General features: G+C 33.2%; 1 protein-coding gene. It reads left to right on the top strand.

Annotated features, from left to right (window positions below):
• On the top strand, positions 1–202 hold a 202-nt coding region (locus KGF36_RS20100; protein ID WP_227854991.1), incomplete at both ends, for a hypothetical protein.

Below are 202 nucleotides of genomic sequence, written 5' to 3'. Positions count from 1 at the left end.
AAATCTATAAAGTAACAATGGATGGAAATGTAAAATATACTAAAGCAGATGGAACATTAGGAGAAGAAGCAGATAAAGCAGCATTAACAGGAACATCAATAACAGGATTAGAAAATGGAAAAACGTATAAAGTAGAATATGCTACAGTAACAGTAGAATCAGGTTCAGTAGCTGGAGCAACAGCAGGAGATAAAGAAATAAC

It is taken from the genome of Clostridioides sp. ZZV14-6009 (assembly GCF_020658095.1).
GTDB lineage: Bacteria > Bacillota > Clostridia > Peptostreptococcales > Peptostreptococcaceae > Clostridioides.
This window is presented reverse-complemented; position numbering and strand designations above follow the sequence as displayed.